The sequence below is a fragment of the Pyxidicoccus trucidator genome, from assembly GCF_010894435.1.
Classification (GTDB): domain Bacteria; phylum Myxococcota; class Myxococcia; order Myxococcales; family Myxococcaceae; genus Myxococcus; species Myxococcus trucidator.
This window is the reverse complement of record NZ_JAAIXZ010000001.1, coordinates 848322-870316: the sequence shown is the minus strand read 5'-3', so window position 1 is coordinate 870316 and position 21995 is coordinate 848322. Positions and strand designations below refer to the sequence as shown.

General features: G+C 70.1%; 21 protein-coding genes. 17 read left to right on the top strand and 4 right to left on the bottom strand.

Annotation, left to right across the window (positions count from 1 at the left end; all coding sequences use genetic code 11):
• Window positions 1-174 precede the first annotated feature (174 nt).
• The 10 genes from G4D85_RS03695 to G4D85_RS48780 all read left to right on the top strand — a co-directional run bounded on the left by G4D85_RS03695 (window position 175) and on the right by G4D85_RS48780 (window position 11281).
• The gene (locus tag G4D85_RS03695) at window positions 175-2619 is read left to right on the top strand and encodes a plectin 1 isoform 8 (RefSeq protein ID WP_164007889.1); all 2445 of its coding nucleotides are present in this window, start codon (window positions 175-177) and stop codon (window positions 2617-2619) included.
• 13 nt (window positions 2620-2632) lie between these two features.
• Window positions 2633-3838, top strand: coding sequence for a radical SAM family heme chaperone HemW (hemW, locus tag G4D85_RS03690; RefSeq protein WP_164007887.1), 1206 nt, complete (start codon window positions 2633-2635; stop codon window positions 3836-3838).
• Between the two features lie 33 nt (window positions 3839-3871).
• Complete coding sequence (locus tag G4D85_RS03685) at window positions 3872-4690, top strand: hypothetical protein (protein ID WP_164007885.1); 819 nt, start codon at window positions 3872-3874, stop codon at window positions 4688-4690.
• Window positions 4691-4735: 45 nt separating this feature from the next.
• Window positions 4736-6283, top strand: coding sequence for a DUF4388 domain-containing protein (locus tag G4D85_RS03680; protein ID WP_164007883.1), 1548 nt, complete (start codon window positions 4736-4738; stop codon window positions 6281-6283).
• A 218-nt stretch (window positions 6284-6501) separates the two neighbouring features.
• Window positions 6502-7308: a TadE family protein gene (locus tag G4D85_RS03675; protein WP_164007881.1), complete on the top strand. Its 807-nt coding sequence runs from the start codon at window positions 6502-6504 to the stop codon at window positions 7306-7308.
• Window positions 7281-8849 (top strand): TadE/TadG family type IV pilus assembly protein, encoded by a 1569-nt coding sequence (locus G4D85_RS03670; RefSeq protein WP_164007879.1) that lies wholly within the window; start codon window positions 7281-7283, stop codon window positions 8847-8849. Before G4D85_RS03675 ends, G4D85_RS03670 begins: the two co-directional genes overlap by 28 nt.
• A complete protein-coding gene (locus tag G4D85_RS03665; protein WP_240359052.1) occupies window positions 8849-9913 on the top strand; it encodes a hypothetical protein in 1065 nt (354 codons plus the stop codon). The genes G4D85_RS03670 and G4D85_RS03665 overlap by 1 nt, the downstream gene beginning before the upstream one ends.
• Window positions 9913-10764 (top strand): hypothetical protein, encoded by an 852-nt coding sequence (locus tag G4D85_RS03660; protein WP_205525401.1) that lies wholly within the window; start codon window positions 9913-9915, stop codon window positions 10762-10764. Before G4D85_RS03665 ends, G4D85_RS03660 begins: the two co-directional genes overlap by 1 nt.
• Before the next feature lie 23 nt (window positions 10765-10787).
• Window positions 10788-11108 carry a hypothetical protein gene (locus tag G4D85_RS03655; protein WP_164007875.1) on the top strand — a complete coding sequence of 107 codons (321 nt, stop codon included), beginning with the start codon at window positions 10788-10790 and terminating at the stop codon, window positions 11106-11108.
• The gene (locus tag G4D85_RS48780) at window positions 11105-11281 is read left to right on the top strand and encodes a hypothetical protein (protein WP_205525400.1); all 177 of its coding nucleotides are present in this window, start codon (window positions 11105-11107) and stop codon (window positions 11279-11281) included. Before G4D85_RS03655 ends, G4D85_RS48780 begins: the two co-directional genes overlap by 4 nt.
• 42 nt (window positions 11282-11323) lie before the next feature.
• On the opposite strand, the gene G4D85_RS03650 is transcribed toward G4D85_RS48780, so the two are convergent.
• From G4D85_RS03650 to G4D85_RS03640, 3 genes are all read right to left on the bottom strand, one after another.
• Complete coding sequence (locus tag G4D85_RS03650; protein WP_164007874.1) at window positions 11324-12172, bottom strand: hypothetical protein; 849 nt, start codon at window positions 12170-12172, stop codon at window positions 11324-11326.
• The gene (locus G4D85_RS03645; protein ID WP_164007872.1) at window positions 12169-13290 is read right to left on the bottom strand and encodes an AAA family ATPase; all 1122 of its coding nucleotides are present in this window, start codon (window positions 13288-13290) and stop codon (window positions 12169-12171) included. The genes G4D85_RS03650 and G4D85_RS03645 overlap by 4 nt, the downstream gene beginning before the upstream one ends.
• Before the next feature lie 95 nt (window positions 13291-13385).
• Window positions 13386-14588, bottom strand: coding sequence for an ABC transporter substrate-binding protein (locus G4D85_RS03640; protein ID WP_164007870.1), 1203 nt, complete (start codon window positions 14586-14588; stop codon window positions 13386-13388).
• A gap of 184 nt (window positions 14589-14772) precedes the next feature.
• On the opposite strand from G4D85_RS03640, the gene G4D85_RS03635 reads away from it, so the two are divergent.
• Genes G4D85_RS03635 through sufT form a run of 7 tightly spaced genes read left to right on the top strand, consistent with a single transcriptional unit; the run spans window position 14773 to window position 21077 of the window.
• The gene (locus tag G4D85_RS03635; protein WP_164007868.1) at window positions 14773-15291 is read left to right on the top strand and encodes an SUF system Fe-S cluster assembly regulator; all 519 of its coding nucleotides are present in this window, start codon (window positions 14773-14775) and stop codon (window positions 15289-15291) included.
• Window positions 15288-16724, top strand: coding sequence for a Fe-S cluster assembly protein SufB (gene sufB, locus G4D85_RS03630; RefSeq protein WP_164007866.1), 1437 nt, complete (start codon window positions 15288-15290; stop codon window positions 16722-16724). Before G4D85_RS03635 ends, sufB begins: the two co-directional genes overlap by 4 nt.
• A gap of 3 nt (window positions 16725-16727) precedes the next feature.
• Entirely contained in the window at window positions 16728-17522 is a 795-nt protein-coding gene (gene sufC / locus G4D85_RS03625; protein WP_164007864.1) for a Fe-S cluster assembly ATPase SufC, read from the top strand.
• On the top strand, window positions 17519-18850 hold the full coding sequence (sufD, locus tag G4D85_RS03620) for a Fe-S cluster assembly protein SufD (protein ID WP_164007862.1): 1332 nt from the start codon (window positions 17519-17521) through the stop codon (window positions 18848-18850). Before sufC ends, sufD begins: the two co-directional genes overlap by 4 nt.
• Window positions 18847-20070, top strand: coding sequence for a cysteine desulfurase (locus tag G4D85_RS03615; protein ID WP_164007861.1), 1224 nt, complete (start codon window positions 18847-18849; stop codon window positions 20068-20070). The genes sufD and G4D85_RS03615 overlap by 4 nt, the downstream gene beginning before the upstream one ends.
• Entirely contained in the window at window positions 20067-20519 is a 453-nt protein-coding gene (gene sufU / locus G4D85_RS03610; RefSeq protein WP_164007859.1) for a Fe-S cluster assembly sulfur transfer protein SufU, read from the top strand. Before G4D85_RS03615 ends, sufU begins: the two co-directional genes overlap by 4 nt.
• 15 nt (window positions 20520-20534) lie before the next feature.
• Window positions 20535-21077: a putative Fe-S cluster assembly protein SufT gene (gene sufT, locus G4D85_RS03605; RefSeq protein ID WP_164007858.1), complete on the top strand. Its 543-nt coding sequence runs from the start codon at window positions 20535-20537 to the stop codon at window positions 21075-21077.
• 44 nt (window positions 21078-21121) lie between these two features.
• On the opposite strand, the gene G4D85_RS03600 is transcribed toward sufT, so the two are convergent.
• Window positions 21122-21790 carry a type 1 glutamine amidotransferase domain-containing protein gene (locus G4D85_RS03600; RefSeq protein WP_164007857.1) on the bottom strand — a complete coding sequence of 223 codons (669 nt, stop codon included), beginning with the start codon at window positions 21788-21790 and terminating at the stop codon, window positions 21122-21124.
• Window positions 21791-21995 lie beyond the last annotated feature (205 nt).

Genomic DNA, 21995 nt, shown 5'->3' with positions numbered 1-21995 from the left:
CTCGCGGGTCGGCAAGACAAGGTGAGATGTTTCCCCCACTGGCTAACGCCGGGGTTCCCCGGAGTCGAGGGGACTGTATGGCTGCCGTCCAGCCAGAAGGGCGGAAGTTGCACGCCCCCTCCCCCAAAGCGTCCCTGGTGATGCGCGCCTCCGGGCGGTAACCTGCGAATGCCCATGCCGTCACCACCGGAAGAGGTGGATCCGCTCGCGGACCTGCGCGACAGCCTGGGCCTGGAAGAAGTCGCCCCCAGGCCCCTGCCCAAGCCCCCGCCCTCGGCTCCACCGCCCGCTGCTCCACCCCCGCTGCCGCCCCGCCGAACGGCCGCCCCCCCGGCCGCCGTGCCTGCCGGCACCGGAGCGCCCGCTACCCCGGCGGCTGCCCCCGCGGCTCCGGCCGTGGGCGCGGCCCCGGCGGCACGCGCCCCGCGGACCCCCGGGAGCGACCCCTTTGGCGAGCCGCCCGAAATCCGGATGCCCATGGGGGGCTCCCCGGACGACAAGCTGGAGTACTTCCGGGCCGTGGTCCGTCAGAAGACGGAGACGCTGGCCCGCGCGCGCACGCTGTACGCGGAGCGCGACGGTGAGCTGAACGGGGTGAAGCAGTCGCTGACCCTGGCGCGCAAGGAGGCCGCGGAGGCGAAGGCGCAGCTGGTGGCGGTGAAGGACGCGCCGGCGAAGCTGACCCAGGCCTCAGAGGCCCTGGCGCGCGCGGAGGCGCGGGCGGCGGAGGCCGAGGCGAAGGTGGCCGCGCTGGAGGCGGAGCTGGCCTCGGCGGAGGCGGACCGCAAGGACCTGTCGCGGGCGCTGGCGGAGGTGGAGTCGGAGCTGCCGGGCCTCACCGCCGAGCTGCAGGAGGAGCGCGAATCGCGCGGCGCGGTGGCCGAGGAACTGGTGGGCGCGAAGGAAGCGCTGTCGCTGGCCCAGGACCGCGTGGCGGAGCTGGCCGCGCAGAAGTCCGAGTCGCAGGGCGCGCTGGAGGCGGTGCAGGAGCAGTACCAGCAGGTCGTCTCGGACGTGGAGCGGCTGGGCGGCGAGCTGGAGGTGGCCACCGCGGAGAAGGAGTCGCTGGCGCTGCGCACCGAGCAGCTCGAGGCGGCGCTGGCCGAGGCGCAGTCCGGGCTGAGCGCGCTGGAGAGCGAGAGCGAGTGGTCCAAGAGCTCGCTGGTGGAGGCGCAGGAGCGCGCCCGCACGCTGGAGTCCGAGCGGGACGAGGCGCGCAAGCAGCTGGCGGTGGTGGAGGACGGGCTGCGCGGCCTGCAGGGGCAGGTGGCGGAGCTGGAGCGGGCGCTGGCGCTGAAGGACGCCGAAATCGTCGGCCTCCGGGCGGCGCTCACCGCGCGCACGACGGAGGCGGCGGAGCTGCCCCCGCTGCGCCAGGCGCTGGAGGGACGCAGCGCGGAGCTGGCGCGGGTGAACGCGCTGCTGGCGGCGGAGACCTCCAAGGCGGCGGAGCGGACCCAGGCCCTGGAAGAGGGGCTGTCCCAGGCCAGCGAGCGCGCGCAGGTGGCGGAGGGTGAGGCCGCCGCGCTGAAGGAGGCGCTGGAGGCGGCCGAAGTCGAGCAGGTGTCGCTGCGGGACCGGATGGAGTCGGACGCGGCGGCGCTGGGCGAGGCCGCGCACCAGGCCGAGGCCCGCGTGTCGGAGCTGTCCGGCGCCGTGGAGGCCGCGCAGGCCGAGCGCGAGGAGCTGAAGAAGCAGCTCGCCGCGACGGAAATGAAGGTGGCCACCAAGGACGCCGAGCGCGTGGGCCTCGCCGCCCGCGTGTCCATGCTGGAGGCGGCGTCCGGGCAGCGCGAGGCGGAGCTGGCGCGGCTGCAGGGGGCGCTGGCCCAGGCGCAGGGCGCCCTGACGCAGGCCCAGGGTGCCGCGGCGCAGGCTCAAGAAGAAGTCTCGCTGGAGCGGGTGCGCCGAGAGGCGGCGGAGGCCGAGCGCGCGGACGCGGAAGTGAAGGCGGCCGAGTTCGAGGCGCGGGTGGACGCGCTGTCGGCGGGGCAGGGCGGCGCCGAGGCGCAGGCGGCGGCCCTCCAGGAGGAGCTGGAGGCGGCGCGCTCGGAGGCGGACAAGGCGGAGCGCCTGCAGCAGCAGGTGAAGATGCTGGAGGGGGCGCTCCAGGCCGCGAAGGCCCAGACGGCGGCGGCCGGCAAGGTGGATGCGGCGCGCGCGGAGGCGGAGGCGAAGCTGGCGCAGGTGGGCGCGGCGCGGGCGGAAGCGGAAGCGGAAGCGAAGCTGACGCAGGCAGGGGCGGCGCGGGCGGAAGCCGAGGCGAAGCTCACGCAGGCGCGGACGGAGGCCGAGGCGAAGCTGACGCAGGCGCGGACGGAAGCCGAGGCGAAGCTGACGCAGGCTGGCACGGCGCGCGCGGCGGCCGAGGCGAAGCTGTCGCAGGTGGAAGCCTCGCTGAAGGCCGAGCAGGGGGCCCGGAAGGCGCTCGAGGAGAAGCTCGCTGGCGCGGCGGCCTCGGCGGTGCCGGCCGACTGGGAGTCGGAGCGCGAGGGGCTCAAGGCGGACGTGGCCAACCTGAAGCGGAAGCTGATGGCAGCCGAGACAGCGCTCGAGAACGCGGCCGGCTACAAGGCGAAGATCGCCAAACTGGAGGCGCAATTGAAGGGCAAGAAGTAGAGGTTTCCCTCTCATGCCCTTCGACGCGCCAGTGGACTCACTCACGGGGATGCAGGCGGCCCGCTTCGGGCTGTACCTGCACTTTCCCTATTGCCTGGCCAAGTGCCCCTACTGCGACTTCGCGGTGGCGGTGGCGCGGCAGGTGCCGGAGGAGCGCTACGCCCGCGCGGTGCTGGCGGAGCTGGACTCCCGGCTGGCGGCCCTGCCCGCGCTGAGGCACAAGCCGCTGGAGTCCATCTTCCTCGGCGGCGGCACGCCGTCGCTGTGGCACCCGCGCTACGTGGCCCAGGTGCTGGAGGGCCTCGCCGCGCGGCTGTCGATGTCGCCCAACGTGGAGGTGTCGCTGGAGGCCAACCCGGAGCGCGCGGACGCGGAGCGCTTCGCGGGCTACCGGGCGGCGGGGGTGAACCGGCTGTCGCTGGGAGTGCAGTCCTTCCAGCCCGGGACGCTGAAGGCGCTGGGACGCGCGCACGACGCGGCCATGGTGGAGGGGGCGATGAAGGCGGCCCGGGGGGCGGGCTTCCCGGTGGTGTCCATGGACTTCATCTATGGCGTGCACGGGCAGACGGTGGCCGAGGTGGAGGCCGACGCGCGGCGGGCGGTGGCGCTGGAGCCGGAGCACCTGTCCACCTATGCGCTGACGGTGGAGCGCGAGGCGCTGGCGGAGGACACGCCGCTGTCGAAGCGGCTGAAGCGCGGCGAGCTGGAGCTGCCCCCGGACGACGAGGTGGTGGCCATGGCGCGGGTGGTGCGCGAGGTGTACGGCGCCGCGGGGCTGCACCGCTACGAGGTATCCAACCACGCGCGGCCGGGCTTCAGCTCGCGGCACAACGCGCTGTACTGGACGGGCGGCGAGTACCTGGCCCTGGGCGTGGGCGCGTCCGGCATGCTGCTGGAGCCCACGCCGCACCGGTACACCAACCTGCGCAGCGCGGAGAAGTACCTGGTGGAGGCGGAGGCCGGGCGGCTGCCGGAGGAGGGCCGCGAGGCGCTGGGCCCGGAGGAGCTGTTCGCGGAGCGGCTGGCCATGGGGCTGCGGCTGGTGTCCGGGGTGGACTGGGAAGCGGTGTGCGAGCGGTACGGGCAGCCGGTGGCGCCCCGGCGCGCGGAGGTGGCGCGGCTGGTGGAGCACGGCTTCGCGACGCTGCGCGACGGGCGGCTGGCCTTGACGGAGAAGGGCGCGGACGTGCACAGCGCCGTGTGCGCGCGGCTGCTCTAGCGTGCGGTCCGCTGGAAGGACTTCGAGGGGCGAATGAGCAAGTGGATGTTGTGGATGTTCCTGAGCCTGCTGACGGGCAGCCCGCTGCTGTCGCTCGGGTTGATGGTGGTCATCGTCCTCGTGGCGGACCGCTTCACGTGGCAGCTGCTGCCCAGCCCGGTGCGGCTGCTCAAGCGCTTCCAGCGCGCGGGGCACCTGGCCGGCGTCATCCTCACCAACCCGCATGAGCGGCGGGCACGGCACGAACTGGCGGACATCCGCGTGGCGCAGAAGCGGTACGCGGAGGCGGTGGACATCCTCAAGCCCAACCTGGAGGCGGGCGACGAGGACGTGGACACCCTCTACCTGCTCGGCGTGGCCTACCTGGGCGCGGGGGACCCGCAGCGCGGGGAGCTGCTGCTGGACGAGGCGGAGAAGCTGGACGCGGGCTACCAGCTCGGCGCCATCCACCTGGAGCGGGGCCGCTTCCGGCTGAAGCGCGGGGACGTGATGGGCGCGGTGGAGGCGCTGGAGCGCTTCAACACCGTGCGGCACGGCTCGGTGGAGGGGCGCTTCCTCCTGGCCCAGGCGCTGGCGAAGGCCGGGCGCGCGGACGAGGCGAAGCGGGCACGCGACCTGGCGTGGAGTGACTACGTGGTGGCGCCGCGCTTCCAGCGCCGCAGGGAGCGCAAGTGGGCGTGGCGCGCGCGCCCCAGCCGGCCGCTGATGTACGCGGCGGTGCTGGCGGTGGTGCTGGGCACCGCCGGGGCCGTGGTGAGTCGCATGGACCTCACCCCGCGCTCCCGAGGCTACGGCGGCTATTACGAGCAGGTGCCCTCGGCCTCGGGGATGGAAGAGGACCTGGGCGAATAGCGGTAGGCTGTACCGGCTCCCGGACTCCACACCGAGGCTCCCCGCATGTTTCCCACGCCGTCGCAGGTGCTCCGCCAGCGCGAGGGAACGCTGGCCGACACGCCCTTCCCCCTGCTGCTGCACTCCCTCATGGTGGAGGAGCGCACCTGCACGCTGGAGCTGAAGGTGCGCCAGCGTGAGAAGCGCATCGTCTTCGAGGACGGCTCTCCGGTGGGGTGCCAGTCCAACCTGCTCCACGAGACGCTGGGCAAGTACCTCGTGGAGAAGGGGAAGCTGGCGGAGACGGACTACCAGAAGGCGCTGGCGGAGAGCGTCTCCTCGGGCCTGCAGATGGGCGCGCTGCTCATCCAGAAGGGGCTCATCAGCCCGTTCGACCTCTACAAGCAGCTCCAGGCGAACCTCGCGCACAAGCTGCTCGACTGCTTCCGGTGGACGGACGCGAAGTACCGGCTCATCGCCGACGTGGAGTCGCCGGACGCGAGCGTGCGGATGAATACCGCGCAGCTCATCCTCACCGGCGTGGCCAGCGTCATGCCCTTCGACGCGGTGGCCACGCACTTCACCTTCACCGACGAGCGCCGCTTCGGGCAGATGCCGGGCGTGGAGGCCGGGCTGAAGCTGTCGTCCAAGGACGCGCGCCTGTTCCAGGCCCTGCGCCAGCGCCCCACGTTCAACGAGCTGATGGAGCGCACCGCCTTCGACACGGAGACGGTGCTGCGCCGGCTGTACGCGCTGTGCCTGCTGGAGGTGTCGGGCTTCGCGGAGGACGTGGACGCCCGCGCCGCGAAGCTGGCCGTGGCCGCCCCCGCCCCGGCGCCCATGCCTCCGCCCGTGGAGGCCCCGGCGCCCGTGCCGGTGGCGCAGCAGCCCCAGGGCACGCCCTTCTCGGACGAGGACGAGGCGGCGCGAAACGCGCTGGTGAGCGCCTTCCTCGCGCACCGGAGCATGGACCCCTTCGCGCTGCTGGAGGTGCCGGAGGACGTGCAGCCCGTGCCGCTGCGCAAGGCCTTCCTGGCGTGGGCGGACCGGTACTCGCCGCTGCGCTTCCAGACGGCCGAGCTGCGGGAGAAGGCGGAGGCGCTGCTGGCGGCGTACGCGAAGGCGTTCGGCGCGCTGTCGGACACGGAGCAGGCCCACCTCTGGCGCAAGCGGCGGGCGGCGCAGCGCGAGAAGGAGCGCGGCTCCGCGCGGCCGAGCACCGCGGAGCAGTTCCGCATCCGCACGGACCTGCTGGATGCGACGACGCAGTTCGAGGAGGCGAAGCGCCGGCTGCAAGGCCGCAACTTCGCGGGCGCCTTCGAGTACTTCGAGTATGCGTGCGACATCGACCCGAAGCCGCTGTACCAGGCTCACCGCGCCTTCGCGCGCTACCTCATGAAGCCGGACGCCCACGGCCGGCTGGCGCTCCAGGAGCTGCAGGAGGTGGTGCGCCAGGAGCCGGGCATGGAGGAGGGCTGGGCCTTCCTGGGCGAGGTGGCGCAGGGCGAGAGCCAGCTGCCGCTCGCGGAGGACGCGTACCGCAAGGCCTTCAAGCTGAACCCGAAGAACCGCCGCTACGTGGAGCTCATCCAGGAAATCGCGAAGCGGAGGTGAGCAGGCAGGCGAGCTCGGAGGTCTCCTCAACGCCACGTGCGCTCCGTTTTCGCAGGCGATGGGAAAAACAGACGGGCTTATGCGGGCTTTTCACGATGCCACGCGGAAGGGATGCGCTGTCTTTGTCCGTTTTTCAGCGAGGCTTCAACGCCCGCCCTCGGGGCATCGGCCACTTGACGGAATTGATCCGCGTCGGAGACCCCAGCTAGCTTCCCGCCATGCATCGCCAGGGGAGCGACAGCCGAGGGGGGACCCAGTCTGGTCAGGCGGCGGTGGAGTCCGCCATCGTCCTGCCGCTGTTCGTGTTCCTCATCCTGGGCACCCTGCAGCTGGGGCTGATGCACCAGGCGCGGCTGATGACGAAGTACGCCGCCTACAAGGCCGTGCGTGCCGGCTCGTTGCACAACGCCCATGTGGAGGAGATGGAGAAGGCGGCGCTCGCGGTGCTGCTGCCGCTGGTGAGCGCCCGGGCCTCGGGGGCGGGCGGCATCGAGTACATCCGGCCCGTGGGCAGCGCGCAGGAGTTCAGCACCAAGTGGAACGAGGTGGTGACGAACCAGATGCCGGGCATCCCCCTGAAGTACGCGGAAGTCACCGTCTGCGGACCGACGCGGGAGGACATCGGCTCCAGCGGGTCCGAGCTGGACTTCGATGACCCGAACAACACCAGCCCCAGCGGGTGGCGTGAGAGCGAGCGCACCAAGCTGCGCGTCCAGGTGACCTTCAACTACCGCATGTTCGTCCCGTTCGCGGATTGGGTCATCTACCACACGGCCCGCGGCCGCGAGCTGGCGGAGGTGCTGCGCACCGGCAAGGTGAAGGCCGCGGAGCAGAGCAAGGTGTCGACGCGTAGATTCGCCGGCGCGCAGACGTCCGAGAGCACGTACGAGAACGCGGCGGCCCAGCGCATCTACATCATGCCCATCCGCGCCACCTACACCATGCGGATGCAGTCGAACTTCTACCTGAACACGAGAAGCCTGCCGGAGAGCAACGAATGCGTCTTCCCGTTCTCCTACGACTGAGGCAGCGCGCCCGGCGCGGGCAGGCCATGGTGCTCAGCGCCCTGTGCTTCCTCATCCTCGCGCTGATGGTGACGCTGAGCTTCAACCTCAGCCATGCGCTGCGCCAGAAGATGAGCCTGCAGCAGCACAGCGACGCCATGGCCTACTCCATGGCGGTGCTGGAGGCGCGCGCGCTCAACTACTACGCGGTGGGCAACCGGGCCATCGCCGGCTCGTACGTGGCGATGAACAGCCTCCACGCGTACATGACGGCCATCAGCGTGACGGGCGCGATGATGCGCGCCGCGCGCAACAACTTCTATCAGATTGCCCTGATGGAGCTCATCGAGTGCTTCGCCTGCTACCCCCCCTGCGTCGAGCACTGCGAGCATGCCGCCGAGGCGGTGCAGATCGCCGGTGAGTTCAGCGACGAGGGCAGCGAATACGACAAGCAGAGCCGTGGCGTGGAGCCCACCTTCCGCACCGCCATGGAGGGGCTGGACCTCATGGTGGACAACCTCCACATCGCCCAGCGGGAGGTGCATGACAAGACGCTCCAGTCGGTGAAGGACGGCAGGAGCAACGGGTTGGATCAGCTGACGGAGTACAACGCGCCGGGGGCCACCTACCTCGCGCAGGACGTGGGCGGCATCAACGCCAACGAGTTCAACTGCGCGGTGGACGGGATGGAATGCCAGGGCAGCGTGGCGAGCTCGGCCACCGAGGCGCGCGCGCGGGTGATGACGGAGGTGGCCAACGCGAGCCGCTCGGGGTGGCCGGCGACGCGCGCCATGCCGAGCGGTGGTGGAATGGGGGTCCAGATTCCGGCCCACCTGCACTCGGACTTCATGCAGAAGTTCCAGGACATCCCCGACGACGGCAACTACCAGGTGCTCCGGCACGTGGGCACCGCGAAGACGGTGCAGGACAAGGGCAGCGTCAACGGGCCAGGCAAGCAGGGCGGCAACGAGGGCCTCACCATCGCGGCCTCCGAGGAAGGCGCCATCACCCACCAGTGGAAGCACGGCGTCGGGATATCGACCTACAAGGCCGAAATCTGGAGCGACGAGAACGGCGGCGGCCACACCCCCGATGATGCGCACGACGGCGAGCACCAGTTCGAGGGCGTCAACGCGAGGGCGCTGACGGCCTGCTCGCAGTCCGGCAACTGCTTCATGAAGTTCCGCGCCAACCCCTCCGAGGCCCGGGACTGGGGCCAGCCGCGCGTCTACAGCTACGTCACCCGGCGGTTCCGGGGCGGAAACCCGAACCAGACGCCCTGGGAGCTGAACTCCTCGGCCACGGTATCGTTCGAGCACGGCGAGCAGGGCACCGGCCGGCTCACGCTGGCGGCGGACGAGGGCATGGCCGTGTCCAAGGCCCTGGTCTACTACCACCGCTTCGGGGAGGGCGGCTGGCAGGAGGCCCCCAACCTCTTCGCCCCCTATTGGCGCGCGAAGCTGCACCCCTTCCGCGACGGAGACGAGGCTGGGCGGGTGCTGGAGGCGGCGGGCAACAGCGACGCGGCCGAGCTGGCGCGCACGCCGGGGGTGTCACTGTGATGAGGCGCGTGAAGTCCCGTGCGGCCCGGGGCGCCGCCGCGGTGGAGACGGCCCTGAGCCTGCTGGTCTTCGTCCCCGTGTTCCTCTACGCCCTCTTCCTGGACGACATGCTCCGCCACGCCCTGGACGCGCAGGAGGCGGCGCTCTCCACCATCTGGGACTTCACCGTCCAGGACTATGCCAAGGAGCCCCAGAATGGGGAGCCGTTCGACGGCTTCTCCAACGTCGCGGGCTACGTGCGCTTCATGTACTGCGACCACGAGTCGGGCATCGACAGCTTCGACACGGGCGTCGAGCCCCGGGAGTGCGGCGACCTCGAGGACCACCACCAGGAAGTGGTGTCGCACGCCTGCTGGCTCATCCCCGGCGCCCAGCAGGTGCAGTGCACGCTGAACGGCGGCGGCAGCGAGGTGGGGGCCTATGGGGTGTCGCTCCACCAGTCCTATATGGACGAGTTCGGCCGCGGGGGGCTCATCCGCTGCTCGGCGCGCATCGGCGTGCAGAACTACCTGCTGCAGCGCAGCGTCTTCGCGGAGTTCTCCAAGGTCGACCTGGCCAAGGACAAGCAGGAGAAGGGCAACGGCGTCCACGGCAACGCCTCGGGTGGCAACGAGAGCAATGCCTACCTCCTGCCCTGGGAGCGGATCTCCATCGTCACCGACACGTGGGCGCTCACCCGGCCCAACGCCGACATCCGTCCGGGCGCCAAGGAGGGGCAGTTCTTCGACCGCGTGGCCCACGTGTACACGAACCAGGAGAACCAGGGCTACACCCAGATGCAGGGGGACGCGGAGCGCGTCGTCCAGGAGGGCGTCCAGAACCAGCAGCTCGCCGATGGCCTGCGACTGAGCGACAGCACGCCCTCGGGCGATGACCCGCGCCAGCCCAGCATCGCCATCAGTCCGCACGTGAGTGGCGAGCCGGAGGAGTCGATTACCCAGCAGGGCAGCCAGCAGAGCTACTTCAACAGCGAGTGGCGCGACTGGGGGTCGAACAACAACGAGCGGACCTACCAGGGCCGGGGTAACTGGTACATGGGCTGTCAACGCCAGGAAAGCTGCTGATGGCCGCGGCTTCAGGGCGGGCCATCCGCATTCCTGCCCTCCTGTTCTCCGTTGCGGTGGTGGGCGGCCTCATCGGCTTTGGCTGGGAGCGCGTCTCGTACCGCGAGCGCTCGCCGTCGGAGGAGTGGTCTCCCCCCGAGCTTCCCGGGCACGGAGAGGTGGGCTCGCGGCGAGGGCTGCAGCGCACACCCGAAGAAGAGGCCATCCTCCAGCGGGCCCTGGTGCACTTCCCGCCCTACCCGCGAGGCAGCCGCCCGGACGTGCTGGCGGCGGACTACCTGGGGCCTGGCGTGCCCATGGCGGTGGCGTGGTTCTCCACGCAGGACACCCCCAGGCAGGTGCTGGACCACTACGCGAAGGCGCTGCTCGACGCGGGCCTGCCCGTCATCCGGGAGAACCACGGGGAGAATGGCGGCTACGTGGGCTATTGGACTCCCGATACCCTCGAGGTGCGTCTGGTGTCGGTGCTGGCGCAGGGTGGAGAGACGCTGGTGTTCGTGTCGGCCGGCCAGGTGAAGCCGTTGCTGGAGCGCGGGATGACGGTGCCGGCGGGGGTGCCGTTGCCGCCGGGGCTCTCGGCGCCCGTGGCGATGCGCTTCAACATGGAGGGCACCACGCACCAGGTGGTGTCCGGCCAGCTCCCGGAGGACACGCTCGGCGGCGCGGAGGCGCGCTACCGCGCCACGCTCCGTGAGCAGGGCTGGCGGGCGGGAGCGACGGAGCCGGTGGAGACGGGGGGCATCGCCTTCGACGTGGAGCGAGGAGAGACGCGCGGCCGGGCCGTGCTGCGCGAGCAACCGCCGGGCGTGGAATGGCGGCTGTCCTTGCTGCAACGGGGCGCCACGCCATGATGGATTCTGGAGGGATGTACCGAATGAAGAGAACTCGGGGGATGCTGGCCCTGCTGGCGGGCCTGTCACTGGGCCTCACGGGGGCGTCCGCGTGGGCGGCGGACCGCTGTGTCGTCGCGTGTGAAGAGGACGCGACGGCCTGTCAGGACATCTGCAAGCAGTACAAGGGCAAGAAGAGCGTCGTCCTGCAGAAGTGCCTGAAGCTCTGCTCCGACGCGAAGCAGACCTGCCTGGAGGGCTGTGAGTCGTCCGGCGCGAAGACGCCACCGGCTCCGGCTCCGGCCCAGGCGCCGACGCCCGGTGCTGCCCCGAAGAGCACTCCGGGTGGCGGGGGCGCGAAATGAAGGCCGGGCTCCGTGCGCGCGCCCGCGGTCAGGCCATGGTGGAGTACTCCGTGGTGACCGCGGCGCTGTTCGGCTTCACCGTGCTGGGCTGGCCGTTCCTGGTGCAGCTGCTGAACGGGCTGCACCGGTACTACCAGTCCATCTACTACATCATCCAGTCGCCCATCCCCTGAGGCGCGGGCGACGCGCGGGGCCGTGGGCTACGGCTTCACGGTTCAGAGGTTTCTGAGGACTCGTGCCGTCTTGAAGCTCGCCGTGGCCGGGTGGCTCTCTCCGGGGAACGGGTGCTCGACGCCGAGTGCCGAGGCGATGTCCTCGAAGAGTGAGCGGGCGAGCCGTACGCGGTCGCCGTGAGCGAAGACCTGTCCCCAGGCAAGCTGGTTCAGGGCGCTGGCTCCTCCACGCGTCTCCACATACCGGTCAGTGAAAGGGTTCGACGGCTCGCACAGGAAGCGCAGGTAGTGCTTCGGATGCCGGGCGCGCTCTGCAATCGCCCAGGACTTCCGCCGCTGCTGGTGGGGGACGGCCGGGTGCTGGATGAACTCCGGGTCGTCCGTGAGGAAGTTCTCCAGGTCCATTCTCGAGACGGCGAGGCGCGCCAGCCGTGTGGCTCCCGCCCGTGTGAGGGCCTCGGGCTCGGCGAAGAAGTAGGCCTCGACCATGGGGGCGAACAGGTGGAATGAGCAGCGCTCCCGGACGCGCTGGACGACTCTCTGACGCGTGGCCTCCGACGACCAGTCGTGGTGTTCGAGGTGCCGGCTGACCGCGTCTCGCACGCGGCGCCCCACCAGCTCGGGGTGTGGCGCGTTGACGAGCTCGAGGTCATCGATGGCCACCACCAGGTCGGGAGGCTCGTCTTCGACCGCCGCGACGATGCTCGCCGCGAACTTCGCGAGCGTCGTGGGCACTTCTGGCTCCGGTACCTCCCGCAGGTCTGCGCTGGTGAAGGATTCAATGCGGTCGAGCAGCTCGAACCGAGCCTCGGGAAAGATGCGTCCGAGCGAGTCACCCAGAGCCTTCTCTTCGCACTTCCCAGTCACCAGCAGCCCGACACGCACGCTCACTCTTCTTCCACCCCTGCGGGTGCCCCGTACTTGAGGCGCTCGTAGAGGTCTCCCAGCGAGAAGTGTGCCAGCCAGCTCCGCTTCTTGAGCTTGTCGAGCGGCACCGGTAGCACTTCGTGGCCCGGCTCCATCACGAAGACCTTCTCGGGGTGCTCCTTGAAGGTGTCGAGCAGGACAGGGGAGTGAGTGGCCAGCAGCACGGTGACGTCGTGCTTGTCCGACCACTCCCTGAAGGCCGCGACCAACTGCCGAATGGCGAAGGGGTGCAGCGCGTTCTCGGGCTCATCGATGGCCACGACGGAGTGCTTCTCCGACGACGCGACTGCGCAGAGGTGGAGCAGCGTGACGAGGAAGCCATCCGGCAGCAGGCCAGGCGTCAGCGTGTTTCCCCGTGGCGTATGCACCTCGCAGGAGACGATGTTGGCGGCGATGGGGAACGAGAAGTCAGCCAGCATTTCGGGGAAGCAGGCCCGCAGGTGGTCCATGACGAACCGCCAGCGCTCGCTCTGGTCACGCCGGTTGTGCCAGTTCATCAGCACCGAGAAGAGGTTGCGCCCATCCTTCGCGAGTGTCAGGTCGCCGCTCAGGCGCGAGCCCTCGCCGCGTAGGGCCTGGAGTGCGTAGTGGCGATGGTGGTGGTATCCGCGGATCAGCAAGCTGATCCTCAAGCTCGACACTGAATCCTCTAGGGCGGGTATGTAGTCCAGCAACTGGTCGTCCGGTAGATGGGACCCGTGGCGTCCCATGGGGCCAGTCTCGCTCCGCTGTTCGTAGACGACCGTGTTTCCATCCAGGAGCTTTTCATTGAAGGGGAGGCGGGCCCCTCCAGGACCCAGGCTGACCTCGGGCTGGAGCACCCAGTGCGCAGTTCCGAGCCGGACCCCGAAGAGGACCGGCTCGTCGCTGGGGGCCTCGAAGTGACGCAGTCCATAGGCACCACCGTGCTGCTCGAGCGCCTTGGTGAAGCCGTAGCCCGTTGCATCGCTCAAGAGCTGGAGCACGTCGATGAGCGTCGTCTTCCCGCTGCCATTGGGCCCTACGACGGCGCACACACCCGAAGGCGTCCACTCGACGCGGCGCAGGCCACGGAAGTTGTGCACCTCCAGCGTGAACTCCATGTACCGCCTCCTGAACTGAAAACGCCCCTCCGGCGATGATGGGCATCTGGCCGGAGGGGCGCCACATTCTTCCCTGGAAGTGCCCGGCCCGCGGGCTACGGCTTCACGGTGGTGACGAACTCCGCCTTGCCGCCGGCCACCTTCAGCACCACGGCCTCCTTCACCGCGTCGCGGTTGGCGTCCAACGTGATTCGCCCCGAGACGCCCGGGAAGTCCTTCGTCGCGGCGATGGCGTCGCGCAGGGCCGGGCCGCTCAGGTCCGGGGCGCGCTTCATGGCCTCAATCGCCACCCGGGCCGCGTCGTATGCCAGCACGCCCACGCTGTCCGGCAGGGCGCCGTAGGTCTCCTTGTACTTCTTCAGGAACTGCTGGAGCACCGGGTCCGGGTTGTCCGCCGAGTAGTGGTTGGAGAAGTAGCTGCCCTCCAGCGCGGAGCCGCCCAGCTCGTACAGCTTGTCGGAGTCCCAGCCGTCACCGCCCAGCAGCGGCACCTTCAGGCCAATCTCACGCGCCTGCCGCGCGATGATGCCCACGTCCGTGTAGTACCCCGGCACGAAGACGGCTTCGGGCTTGAGCTGCTTGAGCGCCGTGAGCTGCGCGCGGAAGTCCGTGTCGCCCTTCGAGTAGCTCTCGTCGCCGATGACCTTGCCGCCGAACTCGGTGAACTTCTGCTGGAACACGTCCGCCAGGCCCATGGAGAACGCGCTCTTGTTGTCGCGCAGAATCGCCACCTTCGACAGCTTCAGGTTCTCCCGCGCGAACTTCGCCATGACGAGCCCCTGGAAGGGGTCGATGAAGCAGACGCGGAAGATGTAGTCGCCCTTCTGCGTCACCTCGGGGCTGGTGGACGTGGGCGTAATCATCGGCACCTTCGCCGCCTGCGCCTTCTCCGCCATGGCCATGGACACCGAGGACGCGGCCTCGCCCAGGATGACCACCACCTTGTCCTGCGTAATCAGGCGCGTCACCGCCTGGGCCCCTTCCTCCGGGCGGCCCTGGCTGTCGTACAGGCGCACGGCCAGCTTCTTGCCCTTCACTCCACCCGCCGCGTTGGCCTCGTTGATGGCCAATTCGATGCCGTTGCGCGCGGAGATGCCGAAGGTGGCCTCGGAGCCCGTCAGGCTGCCTACCTCCCCGAGCAGGAGGGTGTTCGCATCCACGGGAGCCGCCTTCGAGGGCGAGCTCGCGGCGCCCGGCTGTCCGCCCGGCTGGGGCTCCGTCGGCGCGGGCGCGGACTTCTTCTCGCAGGCCACGGCGGCCAGGGCCAGCGTGGCGAGCAGCATCAGGGGACGACGCATGGGGCGGATTCCTCCAGGGGAGCAGCGGGCGCCTCACCCTAGTCCACGCCCGGCTGCTTTCCAGGGGTTCCCAGACCCCGGGGTAAAAAGCAATGTGGACTAAATTGGTCCAGATTAAATAAGACGCTCCCCGGGGCCCGGTGGCCTCGTGGAAGTCCTACCTGGAGAGGAGACACCCGCACCCATGCTTCGGATGAGCAAGATGACCGACTACGGCATCGTGCTGATGACCGAGCTGGCACGCGCGGAGGGTGACACGCGCACCACCCGCGAGCTGGCGGCGCGCACGCGCGTGCCGTTGCCCTCGGCCAGCAAGGTGCTCAAGAGCCTGCTCCAGGCGGGCCTCGTGGTGTCCCACCGGGGCGCCAACGGGGGCTATGGCCTGGCCCGGCCCGCGCCCGAGCTGTCGCTGGCGGAGCTCGTCTCGGCACTGGAAGGCCCGGTGGCCCTCACCGAGTGCGGCGTCCATACCTCGGGCGGCGCGCCCTGCGAGCTGGAGGCCGTCTGCCACGTGCGAGGCCACTGGCGCCTCATCAACACCGCCATCCAGGAGGCGCTGGGGCGGCTGACGCTGGCGGACCTGGTCGCCCCCGCGCCCCGCATCCCCGAGCGCCTGGTGGGCCTGGGCGTGCCGTCACGGCCCGCGGCCCCGGCTGGCGCGCCCCCACCTCCTTCCGTTTCCGTCACAGGAGTCCGTTCATGAGCACCGACACCCTCCAGGAGCTGACCCGCCGCCCGTACGAGGCCGGCTTCGTCACCGAGGTGGAGTCGGACACCTTCCCCCCGGGGCTGAGCGAGGACGTCATCCGCCAGCTGTCCGAGAAGAAGGGCGAGCCCGCCTTCATGCTCGAGTGGCGCCTCAAGGCGTACCGCCACTGGCTCACCATGAGGGAGCCCAACTGGCAGGCCGTGAAGTACACGCCCATCGACTACCAGGCCATCCGCTACTACTCGGCGCCGAAGCAGAAGCCGAAGAAGGGCAGCCTGGACGAGGTGGACCCCGAAATCCTCCGCACCTACGAGAAGCTCGGGATTCCGCTGCACGAGCAGAAGTTGCTGCAGAACGTCGCGGTGGACGCCGTCTTCGACTCGGTGTCCGTGGCCACCACGTTCAAGGACAAGCTGGCCAAGGCGGGCGTCATCTTCTGCTCGTTCTCCGAGGCCGTGCGCGAGCACCCGGAGCTGGTGAAGAAGTACCTGGGCTCGGTGGTGCCGTACTCGGACAACTACTTCGCCGCGCTCAACTCGGCCGTGTTCAGCGACGGCTCGTTCGTCTACATCCCCAAGGGCGTTCGCTCCCCCATGGAGCTGTCCACGTACTTCCGCATCAACGCCGCGGAGACGGGCCAGTTCGAGCGCACGCTCATCGTCGCGGACGAGGGCGCCTCCGTGAGCTACCTGGAGGGCTGCACCGCGCCCCAGCGTGACACCAACCAGTTGCACGCGGCGGTGGTGGAGCTCGTGGCGCTGGACGGCGCCAACATCAAGTACTCCACCGTGCAGAACTGGTACCCGGGCGACGCGGAGGGGCGGGGCGGCATCTACAACTTCGTCACCAAGCGCGGCATCGCCCACCGGGGCTCCAAGATTTCGTGGACGCAGGTGGAGACGGGCTCGGCGATTACGTGGAAGTACCCGAGCGTCATCCTCAAGGGCGACGACTCCGTGGGTGAGTTCTACTCGGTGGCGCTCACCAACAACCTGCAGCAGGCCGACACGGGCACGAAGATGGTGCACATCGGGAAGAACACCCGCAGCACCATCGTGTCCAAGGGCATCTCCGCCGGGCGCGGGCAGAACACGTACCGGGGGCTGGTGAAGGTGCTGAAGAGCGCGGAGAACGCGCGCAACTACACGCAGTGCGACTCGCTCCTCCTCGGGGACAAGTGCGGCGCCCACACGGTGCCGTACATCGAGGTGAAGAACGCCAGCGCGCAGGTGGAGCACGAGGCATCCACGTCGAAGATTGGCGAGGACCAGCTCTTCTACTGCCGGCAGCGTGGCATCTCGCAGGAGGACGCGGTGTCGATGATTGTGAATGGCTTCTGCCGACAGGTCTTCAAGGAACTCCCGATGGAGTTCGCGGTGGAAGCGCAGAAGCTGCTCGGGGTGAGCCTCGAGGGGAGCGTGGGGTAGGTCATGGCATTGCTGACGGTTCGCAACCTGCACGCCCGCGTGGCGGGCAAGGACATCCTCAAGGGAATCGACCTGGAGGTGCGCCCTGGAGAGGTGCACGCCATCATGGGTCCCAACGGCTCCGGGAAGAGCACCCTGGCCAGCGTGCTCGCGGGCCGCGACGGCTACGAGGTGACGCAGGGCGAGGTGCTGTTCGACGGCAAGCCGCTGCTGGAGCTGTCGCCCGAGGACCGGGCCACGTCGGGCGTGTTCCTCGCCTTCCAGTACCCGGTGGAGATTCCGGGCGTGGGCAACCTGCACTTCCTGCGCACCGCGCTCAACGCGCAGCGCCGGGTGCGGGGGCTGGAGGAGCTGGACGCGATGGACTTCCTCCAACTCGCCCGGGAGAAGTCGAAGCTGGTGCAGCTCGACGCGGCCTTCATGAACCGCTCCGTCAATGAGGGGTTCTCCGGCGGCGAGAAGAAGCGCAACGAAATCTTCCAGATGGCGGTGCTGGAGCCGCGCCTGGCCATCCTCGACGAGACGGACTCGGGCCTGGACATCGACGCGCTGCGCACGGTGGCGGGCGGCGTGAATGCGCTGCGCTCGCCGGAGCGCGGCATGGTGCTGATTACGCACTACCAGCGACTGTTGGACTACATCGTCCCGGACCAGGTGCACGTCATGGCGGCGGGCCGCATCATCCGCTCGGGCGGGCGCGAGCTGGCGCTGGAGCTGGAGGAGAAGGGCTACGGCTGGCTGGGCCTCCAGGACGGCAAGGCCGCCGCCGCGCCGAAGGGCGGGGAGGCGCGGCGATGACGCCGGCCCTGGCGCACTACCTGGACGTGGCCTCGCGCTTCCACGCGAGTGACGCGTCCGCGCCGGCCTGGCTGCGGCGCGTGCGCGGCGAGGCGCTCGCGCACCTGGAGCGGCAGGGCCTGCCCACCAACCGCAACGAGGCGTGGAAGTACACCCGGCTGGCGCCCCTCGCGGAAGGAACGTTCGTTCCAACCCCGGCGGCGCGCGGCGCGAGCGACCTGGCGGCGGTGGTGGAGGGGCTCGGGCTGCCGGGCCCCCGGCTCGTCTTCGTGGACGGACGGCTGGCGCCGGAGCTGTCCTCCGTGGCGGGGCTGCCGCGCGGGTTGACGCTGAAGCCGCTGCGGGACGCGCTGCGCGAGGACGGGGAGCTGCTGGAGTCCATGCTGGGCCAGCGGGCCCTGGCGAAGGACTCGGCGTTCACTGCACTCAATGCGGCGCTGCTGGAGGAGGGCGCGCTGCTGCGGCTGGCTCCGGGCACGGTGAGCGAGGTGCCGGTGCAGCTCGTCTTCCTCACGCGTGGGGACGCGCCGGTGCTGGCCAGCCCGCGCATCCTGGTGCTGGCGGGAGAGAGCAGCGAGGCCACGCTGGTGGAGACGTACGCCAGCGCGGGTCCCGGTGGCTCTGGCGCCACGTTCACCAACGCGGTGACAGAGGTGACGCTGGAGGACAACGCCAGCCTGCACCACTACAAGCTCCAGGCGGAGGCGGACACGGCGGTGCACGTCGGTGGGCTCCACGTGCGACAGGGCCGCGACAGCCGCTTCGCGTCGCATGCCTTCTCCTTTGGCGGGCTGCTGGCGCGCAACGAGGTCCACGCGGCCTTCGCGGGCGAGGGCGGGGACGCCACGCTCAACGGCCTGTATGTGGGCCGGGGCGCGCAGCACCTGGACAACAGCACGGCGCTGGACCACGCGGTGCCCCGGTGCACCAGCCGTGAGCTGTACAAGGGCGTGCTGGATGACCAGTCGCGCGGCACGTTCCACGGCCTCATCCGGGTGCGGCCGGACGCGCAGCGCACGGACTCGCGGCAGCAGAACCGCAACCTCCTGCTGTCGGAGTCGGCGCAGGCGGACGCGCGCCCGCAGCTGGAAATCCTGGCGGACGACGTGAAGTGCGCGCACGGCGCGGCGGTGGGGCGGCTGGACGCGGGGGCGCTGTTCTACCTGCGCTCGCGCGGCATCCCCCAGGCGGAGGCCGAGCGGATGCTCACGTACGCCTTCGCTCGCGAGGTGGTGGAGGCGGTGCCGGCGGGGCCGGTGCGCGACAGGGTGGAGGGCCTGCTGGCCCTGAAGCTGCCGGGCGCGGCCCGGCGGGAGGCACGGGCATGAGCGGCTTCGACGTGCAGAAGGTTCGCGCCGACTTCCCCATCCTCCGGCAGGAGGTGCGGGGCCGGCCGCTCGTGTACCTGGACAGCGCGGCCACCTCGCAGAAGCCGCAGGCGGTCATCGACGCCATCGTCCGCTTCTACCAGCACGACAACGCCAACGTTCACCGCGGCGTGCACGTGCTCTCCGAGCGCGCCACCGAGGCGTACGAGGGTGCGCGCGAGACGGTGCGCCGCTTCATCAACGCCCGTGACTCGAAGGAAATCATCTTCGTGCGCGGCACCACCGAGGCCATCAACCTGGTGGCGCAGACGTACGGCCGCAAGCACATCGGCCCGGGCGACGAGGTGCTCATCACCCACATCGAGCACCACGCCAACATCGTCCCCTGGCGGATGCTGTGCGAGCAGACCGGCGCCGTGCTGAAGGTCATTCCGGTGGATGACCGGGGCGAGCTGAAGCTGGACGCGGTGGACGCGCTGCTGACGGAGCGCACGCGCATCCTCGCGGTGACGCACGTGTCCAACGCGCTGGGGACGGTGAATCCGGTGAAGGAACTGACGCGCCGGGCGCACGCGAAGGGCATCCCCGTGCTGGTGGACGGGGCGCAGGCGGTGACGCACTTCCCGGTGGACGTGCAGGACCTCGGCTGCGACTTCTACGCCTTCAGCGGGCACAAGATGTTCGGCCCCACGGGCATCGGCGTGCTGTACGGCCGCCTGGAGCGCCTGGAGCCGCTGCCGCCGTACCAGGGCGGCGGGGACATGATCCTCTCCGTGACGATGGAGAAGGTGACGTACAACCGGGTGCCGCACCGCTTCGAGGCGGGCACGCCGGACCTGGCGGGCGCGGTGGGCCTGGCGGCGGCCATCCGCTACCTGGAGGACCTGGGGATGGCGGCCGTCGCGGCTCATGACCAGGAATTGCTGGCGTACGCGACGAATGCGCTGGAGTCGGTGCCGGGGCTGCGCCTCGTCGGCACGGCGCGCGAGAAGTCGGCCGTGCTGTCCTTCATGCTGGACGACATCCACCCGCACGACGTGGGCACGATTCTGGACCGCGAGGGCATCTGCATCCGCACGGGCCACCACTGCGCGCAGCCGGTGATGCAGCACTTCAAGGTCCCGGCCACGTCGCGGGCCTCGCTGGCGCTCTACAACACGCAAGAGGACGTGGACGCGCTCGTCCGCGGGCTGCACAAGGTGCTGGAGGTGTTCAAGTGAGCTCGGACCTGTCGGACCTCTACCAGGAGGTCGTCCTGGAGCACTCCAAGCGGCCGCGCAACTACCGCGTGGTGGAGGGCCACAACCGCGAGGCGGCGGGGCACAACCCGCTGTGCGGCGACCAGCTCTCCGTGACGATAAAGGTGGAGGGCGACGTCATCCGTGACATCGGCTTCCAGGGGCAGGGCTGCGCCATCTCCAAGGCGTCCGCGTCGCTGATGACGGGGGCGGTGAAGGACAAGACGCGCGCGGAGGCGGAGGCCCTCTTCGAGCGGGTGCACAAGCTGGTGACGGAGGGGCCGGAGGGTGTGGACATTGAAGCGCTGGGCAAGCTGGCGGTGCTGTCCGGCGTGAGCGAGTTCCCGGCCCGGGTGAAGTGCGCGAGCCTCGCGTGGCACACGCTGCGCGCGGCGCTGGAGGGACGCGGCGAGGCCGTGTCCACGGAATAGGGGAGGCAAGGCACCATGAGAGGACTGACAGCGGTGCTGGAGCGGGACGTGTCCGCGACCATCATCCCCAGTGGAGACAAGGTGTCGCTGCCGGCCGGCGCGGAGCTGCGGGTGACGCAGACGCTGGGCGGCAACATCACCGTGCAGGACCCGTACGGCCAGCTCTTCCGCATCGACGAGAAGGACGGCGGCGCCCTGGGCGAGGAGTACGCGCCGAAGGAGAAGGTGGCGGCGGACGACGGCACCTTCAACGAGGAGCAGGTCTGGGAGCAGCTGCGCACGGTGTATGACCCGGAGATTCCGGTGAACATCGTGGAGCTGGGCCTGGTGTACGCGTGCAAGGCGGAGCCGCTGCCGGAGGGTGGGCAGCGGGTGGACATCCAGATGACGCTCACTGCGCCCGGCTGCGGCATGGGCCCGGTGCTGGTGGACGACGTCCGGACGAAGGTCTCCTCCGTGCCCGGTGTGAAGGAGGCCAACATCGAGCTCGTGTGGGAGCCGCCCTGGAGCCAGGAGCGCATGACGGACGTGGCGCGCTTGCAGCTCGGGTGGATGTGACGGCGCGGGCCCGGTAGTAGGTCCGGGCCCCACGCCTGCCGGTGTCAGCGCAGCGCCGCGAGCCTGCGCGCCCCGATTCCGAGCGCCGCCGAGGCCAATCCGCCCGCGAGCAGCTTCGGCCACCGCTTCCGGGGCGCTTCGACCTGGGGCGGGACGCGGATTGCCACCTCCGGCATCTTCTCCGCGAACAGCTCCACCATTCCATTCAGGAAGGCGAGCATGTCGTGCGGGCCCCGGCTGGAGACCCAGTTGCGGTCCCGGATGACGGGCTCGTCCACCCACTCCGCGCCCGCGTTCTTCACGTCGTCCTTGATGCCGGGCCAGGACGTCAGCTTCCGTCCCTCCACGAGGCCCGCGGACACCAGCACCCACGGCCCGTGGCAGATGATGGCCATGGGCAGGTTGAGGATGTCCGCGTCGCGCACGAAGTCCTGGGCCAGAGCGCTCTGCCGCAGGAAGTCCGGATTCACGAAGCCGCCGGGGATGAGCACCGCGTCGTAGTCCGCGGCCTTCACCTCCTGGAGCGTCGCGTCCACGGTGACCTTCCTGCCGGGGTACAGCAGGTTCATCCCGCGAATCTTCCCCTTGTGGAGCGAGACAATCGACACGTCCGCGCCCTCGCGCTTCAGCTTCTTGACGGGAATCGTCAGCTCCACCTGCTCGAAGCCATCCGCTGCCAGCACGGCCACTCGCAATCCCTTCAGCTTCTGCATCGCGCTCACCCTGTCGTCCCGAAAGGCTGTCGCTCCTGACCCTGTGCATGACCGCCGGGCCCGTGAATGGAGGAGGGAGCGGGCAGGGATGCCCCTTCCTCTCCGCCCACACAGTTCCGTTGCGCCGCAGCCAGGCACGGCCGAGGCGTTGTGCCTCCCTGGAGGGCGTGCTACCGACCCGACGAACCGACTGGTGACAGCGGGT